Here is a 16,181-nt window from a genome sequence, read left to right as displayed (position 1 = left end):
ACAGGCCCCACGGGACCGCTGGGTCCTGCAAGGACTGTGAGACAGGGGAGCGCTGCCTTTCCTCGCCGCATTCACGCACGCACGAACGTGCCAGCGGTAGCTGGGGCAATCGTGTGCGTGTCGGGCGTTTTCTCGGCGGGCAGGATGGCCCGCACTACTTCACCTTTGCGGCGATCTCGCGGAAAGCTTTGGAGGAGGCGGACTTTGCTGGGTCCTCGAGGGCGATGGGGTGGCCTTCGTCTCCGCATTCGCGCACGTGCATCTCGATGGGGATCTGCCCGAGGAGCGGCACGCCGAGGCGCTTGGCCTCGTGCTCACCGCCGCCTTTGCCAAAGATGTGGTACACCTGGCCGTCGCTGGGGCAGAGGAAGTAGCTCATGTTTTCGATGATGCCCATGATCGGCACATTCACCTTCTGGAACATGCCGACGGCCTTGCGGGCGTCGATGAGAGCCACCTCCTGAGGGGTGGTGACGATGACTGCGCCATCCAGCGAGACGGTCTGCACGATGGTGAGCTGAATGTCTCCGGTGCCCGGTGGCAGGTCCAGCACGAGCACGTCGAGGTTGTCCCAAGCCACCTGCCGCAGGAACTGCTGCGTGTAGCGTGTGGCGATGGGGCCGCGCACGATGACGGGCGAGTTGTCGTCCAGCAGGAAGCCCATGGAGATGAGTTGCACGCCGTATTTCTCAATGGGGACGATCTGCTGCTCGTCATTCTGGTAGGGGCGCTCGTCGGTGCCAAACATGTGGGCGATGCTGGGGCCGTAGAGGTCGCAGTCGCAGAGGCCCACGCGCAGGCCGCTCTGGGCGAGGGCGATGGCGAGATTGGAGGCGACGGTGCTCTTGCCGACGCCGCCTTTGCCGGAGGCGACGGCGATGATCTTTTTCACGCCGGGGATGCTGGATTTGCCCAGCTTGTCGGAAGCGGTGGCGCCTGCGCCGGGCGGGTCCTTGATGTCGAAGTTGAGCTTGACCTCGCCGATGCCGGCCACCTTGCCGAGCGCCTCCGTGGCCTGCTCATGGATGAGGCGCGGGATATTGGGGTCTCGTGTGGCCACGGAGATGTCAATGGTCACATTTTTGCCCTCGATCTGGATGCCTTTCACCAGGCCAAAAGAGATGATGTCGCGGCTGAAGCCGGGGTAGCGGACGTTGCCAAGGGCGGTGCGGATGTCTTGTTCGGTGGGCATGGTCGGTTTTGAGATACGCCTCACGTAGCGCGAAAAGTGAAAAGGGATAAGCGAAAAGTAAAAAGTGTCCGGAGGAGCCCCCCAAAATCCATTCCCCCTCCCCTTCCACCACCACCTTCCGGCTTGCGCCCTTTTCACTTTTGACTCGCTTCGCCCGGCTCACTTACCCCTCTTCACCTCCACAAAAAAACGCCGCCTGTTTCCAGGCGGCGTTCGTGGATAGTTCAGAACTCTGAAACCGATCAGGGCTTCGGCACTTCGGAGATCGTCTTGAGCACGCGGGAGGCGATCTGGTAAGGATTGCCCTGGCTGTTTGGACGGCGGTCTTCCAGGTAGCCCTTCCAGCCGTTTTTCTTGAAGCTGTGCGGGACGCGGATGGACGCGCCACGGTCAGCGATGCCCCAGGAGAACTGGTCGATGGACTGAGTCTCATGCAGACCGGTCAGGCGCATGTGATTGTCGGGGCCATAAACAGCGATGTGCTCTGCGCAGTTCTTCTCAAACTGGGCCATGAGGGCGAGGAAGTAGGGCTCACCGCCGACTTCGCGCATGTACTTGGTGGAGAAGTTGCAGTGCATGCCGGAGCCGTTCCAGTCTGTGGGCCCGAGGGGCTTGCAGTGGTACTCGACCTGAACGCAGTATTTTTCGCAAAGACGCTCCAGGATGTAGCGGGCGACCCAGATTTCGTCAGCGGCTTTCTTGGAGCCTTTGCCGAAGATCTGGAACTCCCACTGACCCTTTGCCACTTCGGCGTTGATGCCTTCGTGGTTGATGCCAGCGTCAAGGCAGATGTCGAGGTGCTCTTCGACGATCTGACGGGCGATGTCGCCCACGTTGTTGTAGCCCACGCCCGTGTAGTAGGGGCCCTGCGGGGATGGATAGCCGTGCTCTGGGAAACCGAGAGGGCGGCCGTCCTGATAGAGGAAGTACTCCTGCTCAAAGCCAAACCAGGTGTCGGAATCGTCAAGGATGGTGGCACGATCATTGGAATCATGGGGAGTGCCATCAGCGTTGTAAACTTCGCACATGACGAGAGCACCGTTCTTGCGGGTGCTGTCAGGATACACAGCCACGGGCTTCAACACGCAGTCAGAGCTGCCACCAGGCGCCTGACGGGTTGAGGAGCCGTCAAAGCCCCAGTCTGGCAGCTCTTCCAGCTTTGGAAAGCTGGCGAACTCCTTGATCTGAGTTTTGCCACGGATGTTGCGGACGGGCTGATAACCGTCCAGCCAGAGGTATTCGAGTTTGTATTTGGCCATGGTTGAATGAGTGGATTGAGTCTTGCTCCAGCCTTCGGAAACGTTTCCAATGGCAGCAGCATCTTGGCTAAGTGAGCATGTTCTGTGCCACGCGCGAGATGTTTTTTGACATTTTTTACCTTCCGGCAAAGGCTTAGAAGTGCCTGAAGATCAGGATGAGCTTAGCACTGCCCGGCGGCCTTATTTCAGGCAGCACCGCGCCCGCCAATGCGGCCCTGTGTCAGACACATCTTGCGCTTGCAGCTGAGAGGCAGGATGATGCGGCCTTCCAAAAAAGCCATGAGAGAAGCCAAGAACACCGCCCGCGCCATTGTGCACATAGGCTATGACGGCAAGGTGTACAAGCAGTTCAAGGGACACCATGCCCGTGAGCGCTTTGAGAACGAGGTCCGTGTGCTCAAGCTGCTCGAAGAACGCGGCTGCAACTACGTGCCCCGCCTGCTGGAGTCCGACCCCGAGGAGCTCAAAATCGTCACGACCAACTGCGGCTCCATCGTCACCCACATCAGCGAAAAGCGCATCAAGGAGCTCTTTGGAGAGCTGGAGCGCGACTACGGCGTGCGCCATGAGGACGCCTTCGCACGCAACATCACCTACCGTGCTTCTGACGGCAGGTTTTGCCTGATCGATTTCGAGCTCGCAACCATCCTAGACGAGCCCCCGAAGCCTGCCGCATGAGCGACCCAGCCCTGAACCAACCAACCCCAAGCCAGCTGCGCTGGTCCGGCATGACGCACCCCGGCCGTGTGCGTCAAAACAACGAGGACACCTTCCTGTGCCTGAACTTTGACGCCCATGAGGTGCGCTATCTCGGCAAAGTGGGCGAGTCGGGCCTGGACCGTGGCGACTTCGTCTTTGCCGTGAGCGACGGCATGGGCGGCGCGAAGTCCGGCGAGTTTGCGAGCAAGATCGCGGCGGAAAAGATCACCCAGCTGCTGCCGCGCAGCTTCAAGCAGTCCGCGCAGCACATCTCCATCGGCCATGGAGACGTGCTGCAGGAACTGGTGAGCCGCATCCACGCCGAGCTGCTCAAGCTGGGGCGATACTATGAGGAATGCCGTGGCATGGGGGCGACTCTGAGCCTGGGGTGGTTCACCCCGGGGTGGCTGCACTTTGCCCACGTGGGCGACAGCCGCATCTATTACCTGCCCAAGGACGGGCCGATGAAGCAGCTGACGCATGATCACAGCTACGTGGGCTGGCTCCGCCGCAAAGGTGAGCTCAATGAACGCCAGGCACGCACGCACCCGAGGAGAAGCATCCTCATGCAGGTGCTGGGCGCAGGCCGCCAGTTCATCGATCCGCAGATCGGCTCGGTGAGCTGTGAAAGCGGCGACCGGTTTCTGTTTTGCACCGACGGTGTCATCGACGGCATCTGGGACCACCGCCTGGCGGATATGCTGGCCAAAGACGACGCCAAAGCCATCGTGGAATACGCCGTGGCGGAGTCCGGCAAGGACAATGCCAGCGCGGTCGTCGTGGAGATACTCTGAGCACTCCCACCACCGGACAGCCAGAGGGCTGCGTGGAGCACAACATCCGCCCACGCATGCCCAAGCAGAGCGGAGCAGGCCACTCACAGTGCGGCATGGTTCATCACCAACCATGAAACATCACGAACCCCTCTCCCGCATCATGTCCCGCAGTGTTGTCACCGCACACCATGGCGACCCCATTTCCAAAGTGCGGGCGCTTTTCCGCACGCACGGTGTGCATCACATCCCGGTCGTGAATGCCGACCAGCTCATCGGCATCGTCTCTTGGAGCGACATCCTGCGAGTCAGCTTTGGCGACGCCTTTCAGACTGACGAGCGCGCCGTTGACGCGACACTGGACCACACCCTGACGCTGGAGCAGGTGATGCAGAAGAATCCTGTCACGCTCACCGAAACCAGCAGCGTGCGCGAAGCGGCAGAGATCCTCGCGGGCGGCACCTTCCACGCCCTGCCCATCGTGTCCGGCACGAAGCTCGTCGGCATCGTGACCACGACTGACCTGCTCAAGTACCTGCTGGACCAGTTTTAGGCCGGAAACGTCGGAGCAGGAATGCGCCCCGGATTTTTTTGAGAGTCCGCGCTGTGAGGCAGGTGCATTCCTCTTTGCCCAGCGCCAAATGCTGAGATAGGCTGCCTCACCGCATGCCCAAAACCCGGAGCCTTTTTTTCGCCACAGCCCTTCTCGCCCTCCCCGCCGCCATGCCCGCAGCAGGGCTGGAGGAGGCGGCAGAGTTTGTCACGGCGCGACAGGCACTCTCAGACGGGCTCCCAGGCGTGGCCGCCGTCAAGGCGGAGCGCCTGCTAAAGAACAAAGGCTGGACGCGAGTCGAGACGCGCACTCTGGCCACATTTGCGGCCGAAGCGTGGACGCGCGCAGGCGAGGGCGGACGCATCCTCACCCTGGCAGACGCCTACGATCTGGATGACGAGCCCTTCTGGCGCGGCCAGGCTCTGGCACTCACCGGAGACCTCAACGGGGCGCGCCAGGTGCTCACGGAGGAAAGCACGGCCCCCCGGCACCCGCGTGCGCCTTTGCTGCTCGCACAGATCCTGGCCACGCTGGGAGAAAACGCAGCCGCGCGGGATGCCCTGGACCCGCTGCTGACCAGCACGGACCCCGCGTTGCAGAACCATGCACGGCTTTTGCAGAGCGAGATCGCCATCAATGAAGGGAAAACCGCCAGCGTGCTGCCAGCCACGGCGGGAAAGGACGACGCCCCCACACGCTACCTGCGTGCACGAGCCCTGCTGAAAAGCGGGCAGCTCGCAGACGCAAAAGAGATGCTGCAGTCCCTGCTGGCCACCCCAAAGGGAGGGGAGCGCCTGCACCAGGCCGCGCAGCTGCTGCAGGTGGAGGCCCTGCTGCTGCAGCGCCAGGCCATCGAAGCGCAGGAGCAGCTCACCAAATTCCTCGATGCCACGCCAGACAGCCCACTGTGGACCGAGGCCTTTGACCTGCTCAACCGAGCGCACCAGGAAATCCCTGCCAGCAGCACCATTCCGGAAGGCATCCTGCGCTGGGTCTCCGTCGGAAACACCGCCCAGCAGCAGCCCGACCCCTCCCCTGTGCTGGCCGAAGCCACGGCGGAATTTCGCGGCCATGCCATCTACCTGACCGCCCAGTGGCTGGCGCTGCAAAAGCGCGATGACGAGGCCGTGAGCCTGCTGGAGGCGCTCATCCAGCTGCAACCCCGCCACCCGCGCATCAGCGATGCCATGAAGCTCGCGATGGAGATCTACTCCAGCCGCCACAGCGACGAGCGCGTCCGGACGCTCGCAGACGCCTGGCACAAGGAGTTTCACACCGCCTCCGTGCCGGTGGATTTCGCGATGGGCGCCCTGCTCTACCGGAGCGGCCAGCCCGGCGATGCGCTGAAGCTTTTTCAAAATGCTGCCAACGTCGCCACCACACTGACCGAGCGCCGACGTGCGCTTTTCAATGCCGCCGTGGCCGCCATCTCTGCTAGCGACTTCACGTTGTACCAGAGCCTGCTCGGGCAGCTGGAGCAGATCTCGAATGCTGCCACAGGCCCGGCAGGCGCAGACGCGGCCGCCATGCTGGAGCTGGAAAAAGCACTGTTCCTTGCCGCCCAGCGCAAGCCGGAGGCCGAGGCTGCCCTGCGCAGCTTCATTCGCAGCCACCCCAAGCACCCACGCTTTGCAGACGCCTGCATCGCCCTTGCAGAATGGTGCCTGCTCGCCTCTCCGCCACGCATCGGGGACGCCCTCAAGGCGCTGGACAGCGCCACCGCCGCCCCGGGCGAGCTCCCGCCTCAGCAGCAGCAGCGAGTCCTCTACACCCGCCTGTGGCTGAGCGACGCCGCCGGTGATCTCAAGACCCTCATCACCCAAGGGGCCGAATTCATCAAGCTCTGGCCACAAAGCTCGCTTATCCCCGAAGTCCGCATGAAGATCGCCGGGGCGTACTACCGCCTCGAAGACTTTGCCAATGCACGCACCGAATTCGAGATCATCGCGCGCGATTACCCCGACACCGAGCTGGCAGACACCGCGCTGTACTTTGCCGCCATGTCGGCGACCTCGGTCATGAGTGATGACGGCCGTGAGCGAGCCATCGAAATCTGGGAGGAACTGGCCTTGAAAAACGGCCCGCTCGCCATCGCCTCACGGCGGCAGCAGGCCCTCTCAGAACGCCTGCATGGAAACCATGCCGCCGCGCTGGCCGTACTGGACAAAGTCCTGGCCATGAAAGGCCTGCCGGCTGAGCAGCGGCTGATGACGCTGTGTGAAAAATCCGAGCTCCTGCTCCTGCTCGGCAAAACAGACCCCGCCCAGCTCGATGCCGCAGCAGACCTCCTGGACGCCATGCTCAGCGACGCCTCCCTGCCCTTCATGTGGAAAGCCCGTGCGGGCTTCACCCTGGCCACGGTGCACCACGATGCCAAACGCGACACGGAAGCCCTGGAAGCGTGCTACAACGTCCTAAGGGCAGCGGACATGACCCCGCCCGCCAGCCCGGCTGACTACGGCTGGTTTTCCAAAGCGGGTTTTTTTGGCATTGACCTGCTGGAAGCCTCACGCCAGTGGGAGGCCGCTGCGCGTCTGGCTGAGCAGATCGCCAAACGTCCCGGAGACCGCGCCAGTGAGGCGCGCGACCGTGCCACCAAGATACGGCTCGAACACTTCCTCTGGGAAGGCCCCGCACCCAAGCCGCCGGTGATCCTCAAGCCGGATGAAACACCGGCGGAAAAACCCGACGCCGACAAAACCCCGGCCAAAGGCACCAAGAAAAAGGCCAAGTAGAGGGCCGCGTGCGATCCGCTGGAACAGCACCTGGCGGAGCTGCGCCGGCATGTTACGCCCAGGCTTTCAAAACCGGGGATGCGCACCCCAAAAAAAACAAGGGGCCTGTGAGCCCCTTGTCTGCGAGTGGTGCTGAGCAGGCGCTCTGGATCAAATGGCGACGCAGTGCACTTTGCTGATGCCCTGGATCTTTTCGAGCTCGGCGATGACTTCGGCGCCGGGGGTGGAGTCGAGCGTGAGCAGTGTCAGGGCCTTGCCAGACTCCTTGTCGCGGCTGAGGCTCATGTCGGCAATGTTGACCTGATTCTTGCCGAGGGTGGTGCTGTACGCGGCGATCATGCCGGGGCGGTCGATGTTCTCGATGAAGAGCAGCGTGCCTTCCGGACGGGCCTCGATGCGGTGGCTGTTGACGCGCACGATGCGGGGCTCGCCTGCAAAGAAGGTGCCTGCGATGCTGGCGGCATCACCGCTGTCGTTTTTGGCGACAACTTCGATGAGGTCGGTGAATTCGCTCGGCTCGGTGAGGCGGCTTTCGGTGAAGCGGATGCCAAGGTTTTCAGCGACGCCGTTGGCGTTGATGTAGTTCACCTGCTCGGCACCGACGGCGCGCTCGAGGAAGCCCTTGAGCACGGCGCGGGAGATGAGGGTGGTGTCGCCGCTGCCGACCTTGCCGCTGTAGTTGATACGGACGACGTTGGCACGTGCCGGGGCAAACTGGGAGACGAGGCGGCCGAGGAGCTCGCCAAACTTGAGGAAGGGGCCGATCTCGGCGAGCACCTTGGGGTCGACGTTGGGCATGTTCACCGCGTTGACGACGGTACCCTGGAGGAGGTGGGCCTTGATGACTTCGGCGATTTCGATGCCGACGTTTTCCTGGGCCTCTTCGGTGGAGGCACCGAGGTGGGGGGTGAAGACGGTGTTCGGGGCGCTGAGCAGCGGGTAGTCGGCGGGCGGGGGCTCGACTTCAAAGACGTCGAGCGCGGCACCGGCGATGGTGCCGTCTGTGAGGGCCTGGGCGAGAGCGGCGTCGTCGATGAGACCGCCGCGGGCGCAGTTGATGATGCGGCAGGTCTTCTTGAGGGTGCCGAGACGCTTGGCGTTGATCATGTGCTTCGTGTCAGGCGTCAGCGGCATGTGCATGGTGATGTAGTCCGCCTGCACGATGGCGGCATCGAGGTCCTCGCAGAGGGTGACGCCGAGGCTTTCAGCGCGGTTCTTGGAGAGATAGGGGTCGTAGGCGATGACGGTCATGCCGAAGGCCTTGGCGCGCTTGGCGAACTCCGCACCGATGCGGCCCATGCCGAGCACGACGAGGGTTTTGCCATAGACTTCGGTGCCCTTGAACTTGGCGCGGTCCCACTTGCCGCCGACGATGGTGGCGTGTGCCTGGGGGGTCTTGCGGGAAAGGGCCATCATGAGGGTGAAGGCCTGCTCCGCGGTGGAGATGGTGTTGCCGCCGGGGGTGTTCATCACCACGACGCCGCGCTTGGAGGCGACGGGGACGTCGATGTTGTCCACGCCGACGCCGGCGCGGCCCACGACTTTGAGATTGGGGGCGGCTTCAAGCACCTTGGCGGTCACCTTGGCACCGCTGCGAACGATGATGGCGTGGGCATTGCGCGAGGCCTCGATCATCGCGTCTTCGGCCTTGAGATTCATGTTCACCTCGACGGAGAAGGACGGCTCCGCCTTGAGCAGGTCGATGCCCTTGCTCGAAATGGGGTCGTTATTGCCGGCGATGAGGATGTTGAACTTGGACATGGGTTGGATTGGGGGGAAAAGGGGGCGCAGAGTAGCCACCTTTGCCCCGCACTCAAGGAGCAATGCGTGCTGGACAGAAGACGGGAGGCGCATGCATATAGGAGATATGTTTGCAGAAATCCTGCCTGCCCATGCCGCTCTGACCATGACCGGCCCCATGGCCCCCGAGGCGCTGACGGCCTAAAATTCACCCTTCCCCTCCGAGCCCGGGATGTCCCGGCAATTTTTCCCCCACCATCTGCGTTCTATCCGCCCGCATGAAACTCACCCTCGCACTTTTCACCCTCTGCACTGTTTCCGCTTTTTCCGCCACGGACTGGTCACGCTTTCGCGGCCCGAACGGCTCCGGTGTGGCTGAAACCACCGGCCTGCCTGCCGTGGTGGACGACAGCACCACCCTCTGGAAAGTGCCCGCCGGAAAGGGATGGTCCTCCCCGGTGCTGTGGCAGGACATGGTGATCTTCACGGCTGAAACCGGCGCCACAAAGCGGGCGGTGATCGCGCTGTCCGCCAAGGACGGCAAGGAGCTGTGGAGGCACGAGGAGGAATTCGTCCCGCACCCCATCCACAAAACGTACAACACCTATGCCAGCAGCTCCGCCTTTGCAGACGCCGAGCGCATCTACATCAACTGGAGCAGCGGCACCAACATCCAGGCCCTGGCGCTGGACCACACAGGCAAGCTGGTGTGGCGCAACGACCATGTGGCCGACTACATCCACGAGCACGGCACCGGCATCTCGCCTGTCGTTGTGGACGGGCTCATGATCGTGCGCAGCGAATTTGACTGGCAGCGCGACGGCAAAGTGTACACCGAAGATCCTGAACAGCAGAAGTGGAAGAGCTGCATCGTGGCGCTGGACGCCAAGACGGGCAAGCAGGCCTGGAAGCTCGACATCCCCAACTGCCTCAACACTTTCTCCACCCCGGTGGTGCATGAACTGAAAGACGGGAGCAAGGAGCTGATCTGCGCCGACAATGGCAGCGGTGTGATGGGAATCGCGCTCAAGACCGGCAAGATCAACTGGCAGCACAATCCGGGCTACAAGCAGCGCAGCCTGGGCTCCGGGGTGCTGAGTGATGAATTCTACTTCTGCACCTTCGGCACGGGCGGCGGTGTGAAAGAGATCGCGGCTCTGGATCTCAAGAGCGGCAAGCCCACGCCGGTGGCCTTCGACATCCCCAAAGGGCTGCCCTACGTACCCTCCCCCCTCGTGATTGGCGACAAGATGTACCTCCTCGGCGATGGCGGCATCATGCGCTGCGTGGAGTTTAAGACCGGAAAAGTGATCTATGAGGAGCGCGTGGAAGGAAGCCAGGGCAGCGCCAAGTTTTTCAGCAGCCCGGTGGCAGGCGATGGCAAAATTTTCTGCGCCAGCCAGCAGGGGGACCTGATCGTGATCAAAGCGGGGCCAAAGTTTGAAAAAATCGCGGCAAGCAAGCTGGACGGCCCGGTGAACTCGGTGCCTGCCATCGGCGACAAGCGCCTTTTTGTGAGAACGGCGAATTCGCTGTACTGCATCGGAGCCAAGGGGCAGCCAGTGCCCTGAGGACTCTCTTTTTGGCGTGTCAAAGGGGCTTGGGGCCCCCTCCATCGATCCGGCTCATGCCAGCCATGAGGAAAATCTCCTTTGCCAAGACGGAGGGGGCGGCTATGTCTGCGGCCCCAAAATATGAGCAAAAAAAGTGATTTCGGACTGATCGGCCTCGCAGTGATGGGCCAGAACCTTGTTCTCAACGTGGAGAGCCGCGGCTTCCAGGTGAGCGTCTTTAACCGCACCACGAGCGTGACGGATGAATTCGTGGCCAAGCACCCCGGCAAGGCCCTGGTGGGCTGCCACACGCTGGAAGACTTCGTGCAGAGCCTGGCCACGCCGCGCAAGATTCACATCATGGTGAAATCCACTGCGGTGAAGGACAGCGACCGTGACGCCGTGGACGCGGTGATCGAGCAGCTCATTCCGCTGCTGGACAAGGACGACATCGTGATCGACGGCGGCAACAGCTTCTACCAGACGACGGAGCGCCGTGACGCCTACCTCGCCGGCAAGGGACTGCGCTTCATCGGCGCGGGTGTTTCCGGTGGTGAAGAAGGCGCCCGCAAAGGCCCCTCCATCATGCCCGGCGGCCCTGCCAGCACCTGGGAGGTGATGAAGCCGATCTTTGAAAGCATCGCCGCAAAAGTGGACGGCGAGCCCTGCGTCATCCACATCGGCCCCGGCGGTGCGGGCCACTACGTGAAGATGATCCACAACGGCATCGAGTACGGCGACATGCAGCTCATCTGCGAAGCCTACAACATCTTCAAGAACGCGGGATTCACCACCGACGAGATGGCTGCCATCTTCAATGAGTGGAACGAAGGCGACCTGCTGAGCTATCTCATCCAGATCTCCGGCAAAGCGCTGGAGCAGAAGGATCCTGAGACCGGCAAGCCCATCGTGGAACTGATTGTGGACAAGGCCGGCCAGAAAGGCACGGGCCAGTGGACGCTGCTCAACGCCGCTGAAAACGCCGTGGTGATCAGCACCATCAATGCTGCTGTGGAGGCGCGCATTCTTTCCAGCCAGAAGAAGCAGCGCGTGGCTGCCAGCACGCAGCTCACCGGCCCGACGGTGAACATCACCACGGACAAGAAGGAGCTCGTCAAAAAGGTGCACGATGCCCTCTACGCCTCCAAAATCATCTCCTACGCGCAGGGTCTGGACCTCATCAAGACCATGGGCGAGAAGAAGCAGTGGGGCCTCGACCTGGGTCGCATCGCCGCCATCTGGCGCGGGGGCTGCATCATCCGCGCGAAGTTCCTCAACCGCATCACGGACGCCTACCGCACCAATTCCAACCTGGCCAACCTCATGCTCGACCCGTTCTTTAAGGACGTGCTGAGCAAGACCCAGCAGAACTGGCGCGAAGTGGTGAGCATCGCGACGCTGAACGGCATCCCCGTCCCCGCCTTCTCCGCCTCCCTCGGCTACTACGACAGCTACCGCGCCGCCCGCCTGCCAGCGAACCTGCTGCAGGCCCAGCGTGACTTCTTCGGTGCTCATACCTATGAGCGCACGGACAAGCCTGAAGGCCAGATGTTCCATACGGAATGGCCTGAGGTGATCGGCTAAAGTTGTAAATCCAAATATCTCGCATTGCGCTATGAGCAGCATCTCTTGTCCAGAATGCACACAGCCAATGCGAGATGATATGGAAAGATGTCCGCACTGCTATCGCCCTTGTCTTTATCCAAACGTCACTGCAACGCGACGCCAGGAAGAAGTTGAAGCATTAAACAGACGATATGACGAAGCTATAGCGCTAGCTGTGGCTGACGGCTGTGAGCCAATGCTTCGCGATTTTGAGAAAGCCGTTAGTAGCAGTGAGGCTGTGATTTGTCGTTCATTTGGTGAGTTACAGCGGTTGTCCTACTCGGAAGATGAGATCTACGCCACCTTCTACCAGCGAGTGGATGCTGGGTTACGGCTCGCCGGAGGAGACGCATATGACACTCTTCGTTCCATGGCCGACACGGCCTTGTTTGGGGAACAAAACAAGCGTCACGTCCGCTTTGCATCTCTGACTTTAAATGGCCGAGGCATGCCGCACTACGGCGACTGCTCCCTGCTTTTGCGCGAAGAGATGATTGCCCATAGAACATCTGTTTTAGAAGAAAACTCAGTTATGTTTATGCATCGGCACAATATCGGCGCAGGAAACGACTATAAAATTCCATCCGGGTATCGTGCAACTTGGCTTGAACGTGGTCGCCTCGCTGTTGCAAAAACGCGACATCCCAAAACGCTACATCCCAGCACTTTTCCAACGGACTTGCAGCGATCTGGAGCTGACGAAAGGAAAGATGTATTCATTGAGGCCCACGTTTGGGGCTCCCTAACGATCCGATCAATCCAACAGGTGAGGGTCACCGCTTGGCGGGGAGCTCCTCCGTCTCAAGCCGAATTGGAAGTTGTGGAACAGAAACTCAATCAGTATGGTGTCATATTTGAAGCACCAAGAGTCCCATGAAAGCCGTGATGTCAGCCCTCCGTGGTGAGGCCGTGAGAATCGAAGATACTGGTCCAGTGTCTCTGATCACACTTGCTGGTGATTCATCGGTGGATTTGGATCGGGCAGCCATGTTGGCCGATGCTGATGATCTTGTCTGCATTGAAGAGTCGTCTGCGCAAGAAATTCAGAATCGATTAGCGACAGACATGGCAGCAGAGCGGGTATTCACCTTATTTTTGCCACTTTTCGACGCGAGTCTCACGCGCTCTTGTCGTATGTCCATTGCGGAAGAGATTGAAGAAGCTCTCGAAATTCGTCAGGACTCCATCCAAGTTGCGAAAAACCGGTTCTATTCATCCCCCTTTCCGTTTTCACAACGCCTTGAGGAAGCACTTTCGATTGCTTCGGAAGCCAAGACAGTTGCTCTAACAAGCTTTCTTCGAGTTCTCAGCCGGTGCCAACCTTTGATAGCTGAAGTGGCTGAAGCGTGGTCGTCGGTACCGTTATCGGCTTTTCCATCTGGCCTAGATCCTGAAGCCGCACGTAGCACACTAATTCAAGCAGGCTCTTTTGCCCGTTTAGTGGAGCATAGGGCCAATCATTGGTCGTTAGGCTTTTTTTTGAGCGTTGAAAAGGGAAGGCATCCCATTTGTGGAATGCCTATGCTCGACACATGGTTCTCCAAATGGACTTTGCAGCTTTACTTCAAGGACCAAGCTACCAGAATTACGCCAGAGGCACTGGACGCTTATAGGAAGGAGTTGGATGGCTGGAAGGACTCGATAATGGAACTAGCGCGCACTCGTCCTGAGGGTGCGCGTCAAGCAGCGCTGTTGCTGAAAAAACAACAACTTGATCGGGGTCATCCAAGATTTGCCGCCATGTCCTTGTGCGATCTTGCAATTCGCTCGAAGGCTCGTGGAATGCATCAAATGCAGTTGATTTTCGCCGAACTTGCCGTTCGCGCCAATCCACACGATCCACAGTGTTACAACCAGTTTGCGGATGCACTCAAGCAGCTTCGCCAATTTGAGCGTGCCTTTTCAGTTTACGAAACTACAGCCGTTGATCATCCCGACAATGCCGTTGCCAAAAACGGCAAGGCGGAAGTGCTGCGCGATCTCAATAGGCCCACCGAAGCGCTGGAATGTTACGAGGCGACCATCCTGGCCCATCCTGACAATTCCGTTGCCAAATGCGGCAAGGCGGAGGTGCTGCGCGATCTCAACAGGCTCTCTGACGCGCTGGAATGCTACGAGATGACTCTCCTAACCCATCCTGAAAACGCCTTTGCCAAATGTGGCAAGGCAGAGGTGCTGCGCGACCTCAACAGGCTCTCTGACGCGCTGGAATGCTACGAGGCGACCATCCTGGAACACCCGAGCGACACCGTTGCCAAATGCGGCAAAGCGGAAGTGCTGCGCGATCTCAACAGACTCTCTGACGCGCTGGAATGCTACGAGGCGATCATCCTGGAACACGCAGACAATGCCGTTGCCAAAAACGGCAAGGCAGAGGTGTTTCGCGATCTCAACAAGCTCACCGATGCGCTGGAATGTTACGAGATGACCATCCAGGAACACCCTGACAATGCCTTTGCCAAATGTGGCAAAGCGGAGGTGCTTCGCGATCTCAACAGGCTCTCTGACGCGCTGGAATGCTACGAGGAGACCATCTTGGAACACCCGAAACACACCGTTGCCAAATGCGGCAAAGCGGAAGTGCTGCGCGATCTCAACAGGCTCTCTGACGCGCTGGAATGCTACGAGATGACCATCCAGGAACACCCTGACAATGCTGTCGCCAAAAACGGAAAGGCAGAGGTACTTCGCGATCTCAACAGACTCTCTGACGCACTAGAATGTTACGAGGAGGCCATCCTGGCACACCCTGACAATTCCTTTGCCAAATGTGGCAAGGCGGAGGTGTTGCGCGACCTCAACAGGCTCTCTGACGCACTAGAATGCTACGAGGCGACCATCCTTGCACACCCGAACGAGGCCGTTGCCAAAAACGGCAAGGCAGAGGTGTTACGCGATCTCAACAGGCTCTCTGACGCACTGGAATGCTACGAGGCAACCATCCTGGCACACCCGAACGACGCAGTTGCCAAATGTGGTAAGGCGGAGGTGCTTCGCGATCTCAACAGGCTCTCTGACGCGCTGGAATGCTACGAGGAGACCATCTTGGCACACCCGAACGTCGCCGTTGCCAAGACCGGCAAGGCAGAGGTGCTGCGCGATCTCAACAGGCTCTCTGACGCGCTGGAATGCTACGAGGCGACCATCCTGCAACACCCTGACAACTCCTTCGCTAAAAGAGGAAGAGCGAATATTCTTGCGTTGCTCAAGCGCTTCTCTGAAGCACTTGAGGACCTCCCTGCTTTCCCAGTCTCTGCGCAAGATTGGATTGGCTATCACATGCGGGGAATGATTCTATTGAGATCAGGGCTTCGAGCTGAATCCGAGGAAATATTTAATCATGGATTGAACTCCACGATGCCTCGGCGCTTCATGCAATATTTCAAATCTGCTGCTGCTCTTTGCAAACTGCGCAAGGGAATGGCATCAGAGGCATTGAGCTTGCTCCCTCAGGCTGGAAGGGGTGATTTGCGCTGTATTGTCCCACTGCTACGTGCGCATGCATTCGGGATTCTGGGGCAAACTGAATCTTGCCGACCCACAATGGAATTACTACTCCAATCTAGGCAGCCTTTTTTTCTCGACGTAGCCAAAGAAGTTGAAGCACGCTATCTGCATAACTCTGCGCGCCATAGCATGGATTGGCTGGTTGCGCGCGAGGAGGAACTGGTGATGGCAGCATGAAGCAGCTGCTTTAACAACTCTCAGTACTTATATTGTTCAGAGAACATCCTGCTCAGCGAGCAAGACCAACAACTTTTCGAACGAGGGTTCCTTCGTCTGGGGGTGGTGACCATTTTCCGCCGCGCAGCATGAGTGCATTGCGTCGGAGCATCTCCAGCCGCTGCAATGGCGGCAGACGCGACAGACTGCCGCCCACGCGCTTTTTTTAGAGGCTCCGTCAGGTCATTTACCATGCGGGAGTTTACGTTCTACGGTCTGGATGGCAAGATCGGAGAAAGTAAGATGAGTGCATGGAGAAAAGGTGCAAGGTGAAGCGGTGCGAAAGGATCGAGGACGAGGACGATTTTGCTTCGGCGGCACGCTTTGATTGTTTGGCCATTCCCTGACC

The 16,181-nt window shown here is 59.9% G+C and carries 11 protein-coding genes; 8 read left to right on the top strand and 3 right to left on the bottom strand.

Annotation, left to right across the window (positions count from 1 at the left end; all coding sequences use genetic code 11):
• Positions 1-154: 154 nt before the first annotated feature.
• A complete protein-coding gene (locus ACZ5WW_RS01920; RefSeq protein WP_377169501.1) occupies positions 155-1,192 on the bottom strand; it encodes an Mrp/NBP35 family ATP-binding protein in 1,038 nt (345 codons plus the stop codon).
• Between the two features lie 242 nt (positions 1,193-1,434).
• Positions 1,435-2,451, bottom strand: coding sequence for a glutamine synthetase beta-grasp domain-containing protein (locus ACZ5WW_RS01915; protein ID WP_377169499.1), 1,017 nt, complete (start codon positions 2,449-2,451; stop codon positions 1,435-1,437).
• A gap of 279 nt (positions 2,452-2,730) precedes the next feature.
• On the opposite strand from ACZ5WW_RS01915, the gene ACZ5WW_RS01910 reads away from it, so the two are divergent.
• The 4 genes from ACZ5WW_RS01910 (at position 2,731) to ACZ5WW_RS01895 (ending at position 7,211) form a co-directional block, all read left to right on the top strand.
• Positions 2,731-3,129: a BUD32 family EKC/KEOPS complex subunit gene (locus tag ACZ5WW_RS01910; protein WP_377169497.1), complete on the top strand. Its 399-nt coding sequence runs from the start codon at positions 2,731-2,733 to the stop codon at positions 3,127-3,129.
• Positions 3,126-3,944, top strand: coding sequence for a PP2C family protein-serine/threonine phosphatase (locus ACZ5WW_RS01905; protein WP_377169495.1), 819 nt, complete (start codon positions 3,126-3,128; stop codon positions 3,942-3,944). Before ACZ5WW_RS01910 ends, ACZ5WW_RS01905 begins: the two co-directional genes overlap by 4 nt.
• 112 nt (positions 3,945-4,056) lie before the next feature.
• Entirely contained in the window at positions 4,057-4,476 is a 420-nt protein-coding gene (locus ACZ5WW_RS01900; protein WP_377169492.1) for a CBS domain-containing protein, read from the top strand.
• A gap of 113 nt (positions 4,477-4,589) precedes the next feature.
• Complete coding sequence (locus tag ACZ5WW_RS01895) at positions 4,590-7,211, top strand: tetratricopeptide repeat protein (RefSeq protein ID WP_377169490.1); 2,622 nt, start codon at positions 4,590-4,592, stop codon at positions 7,209-7,211.
• Between the two features lie 150 nt (positions 7,212-7,361).
• Here the strand turns inward: ACZ5WW_RS01895 and serA are convergent, their stop codons facing one another.
• Positions 7,362-8,972 carry a phosphoglycerate dehydrogenase gene (gene serA, locus ACZ5WW_RS01890; RefSeq protein ID WP_377169488.1) on the bottom strand — a complete coding sequence of 537 codons (1,611 nt, stop codon included), beginning with the start codon at positions 8,970-8,972 and terminating at the stop codon, positions 7,362-7,364.
• A gap of 257 nt (positions 8,973-9,229) precedes the next feature.
• Between serA and ACZ5WW_RS01885 the strand changes: the two genes are divergently transcribed.
• From ACZ5WW_RS01885 to ACZ5WW_RS01870, 4 genes are all read left to right on the top strand, one after another.
• Entirely contained in the window at positions 9,230-10,522 is a 1,293-nt protein-coding gene (locus ACZ5WW_RS01885; RefSeq protein ID WP_377169486.1) for an outer membrane protein assembly factor BamB family protein, read from the top strand.
• A gap of 123 nt (positions 10,523-10,645) precedes the next feature.
• Positions 10,646-12,088, top strand: a complete 1,443-nt coding sequence (gnd, locus tag ACZ5WW_RS01880) for a decarboxylating NADP(+)-dependent phosphogluconate dehydrogenase (protein ID WP_377169484.1) — start codon at positions 10,646-10,648, stop codon at positions 12,086-12,088.
• 31 nt (positions 12,089-12,119) lie between these two features.
• A complete protein-coding gene (locus ACZ5WW_RS01875) occupies positions 12,120-12,986 on the top strand; it encodes a hypothetical protein (RefSeq protein WP_377169481.1) in 867 nt (288 codons plus the stop codon).
• Positions 12,983-15,793, top strand: coding sequence for a tetratricopeptide repeat protein (locus ACZ5WW_RS01870; RefSeq protein ID WP_377169479.1), 2,811 nt, complete (start codon positions 12,983-12,985; stop codon positions 15,791-15,793). The genes ACZ5WW_RS01875 and ACZ5WW_RS01870 overlap by 4 nt, the downstream gene beginning before the upstream one ends.
• Positions 15,794-16,181 lie beyond the last annotated feature (388 nt).

The sequence above is a fragment of the Prosthecobacter fluviatilis genome (genome assembly GCF_055388355.1).
This window is presented reverse-complemented; position numbering and strand designations above follow the sequence as displayed.